Origin of the sequence: Flavobacterium palustre (assembly GCF_014639535.1) — a bacterium.
Lineage (GTDB): Bacteria > Bacteroidota > Bacteroidia > Flavobacteriales > Flavobacteriaceae > Flavobacterium > Flavobacterium palustre.
Window position 1 is genome coordinate 1 of the sequence record NZ_BMGA01000017.1, and the last position, 4,600, is coordinate 4,600.

A 4,600-nucleotide genomic window follows, 5' to 3' on the forward strand; every position below is an offset into this window, starting at 1 on the left:
CAGCAATATCAGAAAGGCAATTAGGAACAGTTGAGGTGTTAGCTTATCCTAACCCTACAACAGGAGAGTTTGCAGTACAACTTAGTGGTTACAAATCGTCTAAAGTAAGTCTTGTAATTACCAATATTATTGGGCAATTAGTAATGCAAAAAGAAGTTAGTTTAGTAGAAGGAAAGCAAGTTGTTTCATGTGATCTGACTAATCATGCAAGAGGTATATACCTCTTAAAAGTACTAAGCGCTGATGGAGAAAATAATTTAAAAATAGTGCTTGAATAAGTAATCGTTTATTAGCAATTATCAAAACGTCCCAATATTTCGAAAGAATTATTGGGATTTTTTGTTTCAATTCTTTTTAGGAAGAGGAATTTACGATGTCTTTTTTTTAAAATAATCTAAGTTGGGCAATTGCGTAAATCGAAAATATAATCAATAATTTTTAGGATAGTAATTGTTATTTTGTTAATTTTTTTTTAAGATTAATTGTTTTTTTATAAATTATTGAATTGCAGTGGATTGAATGGTTTTAAAAGGTCTTTTTATTGGTTTTTTATTGTAAGATATTGATATGTAGCAGGATAGGGCAGGATGCTAATAAAGTGTTAAAGAAATAGTTTTGGAATGACTAACCGTTAACCATTATTTTATGAAAAAACAATTACTCTATGAGTCTAAATCGTTTCTTTTTCAAAAGATGCTATTTAGACTTACTTTTTTTGCGCTATTGAGTCTTTTGACGACTCAGACCTCATTCGCTCAGCAATGGGCTATCTTAGGAAATGAAAATCAGGTGTCATCTGTTGCATCTAATTACACTTCTATTACAGCTTTGAATAATATTCCTTATGTTGTATTTAGAGAAGGTACTATTGCAAAAGTAAAAAGGCGAAATCCCGCTACAGCTGTATGGGAGCAGCTTGGAGATGATATTGGTTCTAATCTGACCTATACAAGGATTTACCTGGACAAAGCCAATAATTTTTTTGTTACTTATGTTGATGCTTCTAACGGAAACAAATTGGCTGTAAAAGTATTTAACGAAAGCAACCAGATTTGGGAACCAATAAACGGTGATGCTAATAATCTTTATGTTTCTACTGGTTCTGTAACCAATACTGTTTCGCAGTACAATTCTACACCTCGTAGTTCGTTAGCATTCGATTCGGATAACAATCCATACATCGCTTTTGCAGATGGTGTTAATCTGACTCCTTATGTAAAGAAATTTGACGGTACTTCATGGGTAACTGTAGGCTCCTCTGCCGTGAATGCTGCGGCAAAGGCAGTAGCAGTAAGTTTGGTTATCGACGAAGCAGATGTGCCTTGGTTAACTTTTTGCAGTCTTTCTACTCCAACTTCTTCTACCGGTCCTATGGCTCTTTACCAATTCAATGGCGGTACTTGGAATTCTATAACTCCAACTGTAACGGCGGGTATTCGTCACACCAGTATGGAACTTAATGCTGCGGGCAATTTGGTAATTGCCTATTTTAATACTGCAGATTCTAATAGAGCTACAGCTATTACTTACAACAAAACTACAAATACTTGGAGTGCTACCACCCGAATAGGTTCCAGAGATTCCCCAAGTTTGAGTCTTATCAAGGATGTGTCAGGAAATCTTTATTGTTCTTTTATTGACAATGTTAGCAGTACGCCAACTTATTCTGCACGTGTATTCAAACAAGCTGCGGGAGCTACAGCCTGGGTTGAAATGAAAGATCCTACTGTAGCACGAGGTATCGACGAACCTGTGGGTAACTTAACTATTGCTGCAGGGAACGAATATCCTTTTGTAGTTTATACAAAAAATAATTCCAGTGGTATCAGTACACCAATTGTTAGGATGTACACGCCACCTCCACCACCAGCTGTATTGAGTACTTTGGCGGTAACCAATGTTTCTGCTACTACTGCAGAAACAGGAGGAAATATCACCTCTGATGGTGGAACAGCTATAACAGAAAGAGGAATTGTTTACAATACCAGTGGAAATCCAACAACGGGGAATACTAAGGTTGTTGCTTCTACTGCCGGTTCAGGTTCATACAATGTAATTATTCCAAATCTTAATCCGGCTACTTTGTATTATATAAGAGCTTATGCTATTAACAGTGCGGGAACCTCTTACGGTGATAATGTACGTTTAAATACTCTGGCACTACCTGATGCAGTCGTGACTACACCAAAGCAAATGGAATTCTTAAATCGTGGAGTAGTAGCCTTGCGTAAATCCAGTAGTCAGGTATTTATTAGCTGGCGTTTATTGGGTAATGATCCTTCTGGAATTGCCTTTAATATTTACCGTGATGGTGTAAAACTCAATACAACACCAATTACGAATTCTACCAACTTTTTGGACAACACGACTGTCAATGGAACCTATACTGTTAAGGCAGTGAATAACGGTTCAGAAGGTGTGGCTTCGAATCCGGTTTCCGTTTGGGCAAACAATCAATTGTCTATTCCTTTGCAAATTCCACCAGGAGGAACAACTCCGGACGGAAAAGCTTATACTTACACTGCTAATGATGCCAGTGTGGGTGATGTAGATGGTGATGGAGAATATGAAGTTTTCCTGAAATGGGAACCTACTGTTGCTAATCACAATTCCGGAGGTTATAGCGGTAACCAAATTTTTGATTGTTATAAATTGAACGGAACCAAATTATGGCGTATTGATTTAGGAATTAATATGAACGGCGGTCCGCATTTTAATCCATTTATGGTGTATGATTTTGATGGAGACGGTAAAGCTGAAATCATCTTAAAAACAGCCGATGGTACCATTGACGGAACAGGAGCTGTTATAGGTAACGCTACCGTTGATTACCGTAATACTTCAGGATGGGTGCAACAAGGGCCTGAATTTTTAACTGTCTTTAACGGATTAACGGGTGCTGCTATGGCAAGCACTACTTATCAGCCAGCCAGGGGGAACACTTCCGATTGGGGAGATAGTTATGGTAACCGTCAGGATCGTTTTGTTTCTGCAGTGGCTTACCTTGATGGAGCCCGTCCGAGCATTGTTGTAGGACGTGGATATTATGATAAACTAGTTCGTGCTGCTTACGACTGGCGCGACGGTCAATTGACGCTTAGATGGATTTTTGATAGTAAAGATCCAAGTGATTTAGCGAACAATGCTTACTCCAGCCAAGGAAATCACCAGATGACTGTTGGTGATGTAGATGGTGATGGTAAAGATGAAATCATTAATGGATCAAGTGCTATTAATGACAACGGGAAACGTCTTTGGACGTATGGTCAGGGTCATGGAGATGCACTACACATGTCTGATATGGATCCGGATCGTCCGGGGCAGGAAATCTGGCAATGTTTAGAGTCTCCGGGACAATACAGTCCTTATGGTATTCGACTTAATGATGCCAAAACCGGTGCTATGATTTTTGGTGTACCAACCACAGGGGATGTAGGACGTGCTTTAGCTGCCGATATTGACCCTAATCACAGGGGATATGAAATGTGGAGTTCTTCGGGTAATCTATATAATGTTCAGGATGGAGAAATTGGAACAAATAGACCTACAGGAGGTAGTCAGGCAGTCAATCACTTAGTATGGTGGGATGGAGATTTAGGGCGTGAAGTGCTGGACGGAACTATTATGGACAAATGGAATCCTGTGACAAAATCACTAAATCGTTTGTTTACTATTTATCAGGCAGCTCCGGTATCCTCTAATAATGATTCAAAAAAGAATCCTGCCCTTACGGCTGATATTTTTGGCGATTGGAGAGAAGAAATTATTTTACGTCGTAGCGACAATACGGCACTGATTATTTTTACTACGAATATTCCAACCGAAAAGAGAATTCATACTTTGATGCATGATCCTCAATACCGTACAGCAGTAGCTTGGCAAAATTCAGGTTACAATCAGCCGCCTCACCCAAGTTTTTTCCTTGGTTACGATATGGCTGAAGCACCAACTCCTAATATTGAAGTAAAATACATTTCGGCACCAGAGGTAGTGAACACAACAAAAAACACAGGTTTCGATGGATGTGATACAACAGTAGATTATGCAGCAGAAGCTTTGGGCTTTCCTGCTCCGGCTTATACCTATACTTTCTCAGGAGCCACTACAGCTTCCGGAAATGGAACAGGTTCCGGCAGTATTTTCAATAAGGGAGTTACAAATGTAACCGTTACAGCCAGCAATACTTCGGGTTCGGTTAACTATAGCTTTGAAGTTACAGTAATCGATTCGATTGCTCCTATTTTAACAACACCGGCCGCTCAGGTTCTATGCCATAATGAAACTTATAGCATTCCGATTTTAATAGCTAATGACAATTGTGGTATAGCTTCCGTTACCTATAGCATTACAGGAGCTACCGAAAGAAGTGGTTCCGGTACCGATGCAAGCGGAAGTTTCAATGTAGGTGAATCTATTATAACCTGGACAGTGACTGATGTTGATAATAATCAAACAATCGACACCACTACCGTTACGGTCAATGCTCCTTTAGCAGTAAATATCCCTGATGTATATGCAATGAACCCAAGTATTGACTTGGTTAATACACTATATCATGGTTATGGACCAACATCTCTTTCTTTGAATGCAATAGCTCAAG

2 protein-coding genes are annotated in these 4,600 nt (G+C 39.1%); both read left to right on the plus strand.

The window, feature by feature from the left end; genetic code table 11:
• Positions 1 to 278: T9SS type A sorting domain-containing protein (locus IEV84_RS16320; protein ID WP_188495855.1), on the plus strand; the 278-nt coding region annotated here is incomplete at its 5' end.
• A 367-nt stretch (positions 279 to 645) separates the two neighbouring features.
• A partial coding sequence (locus IEV84_RS16325; protein WP_188495857.1) for a rhamnogalacturonan lyase family protein occupies positions 646 to 4,600 on the plus strand: 3,955 nt, incomplete at its 3' end.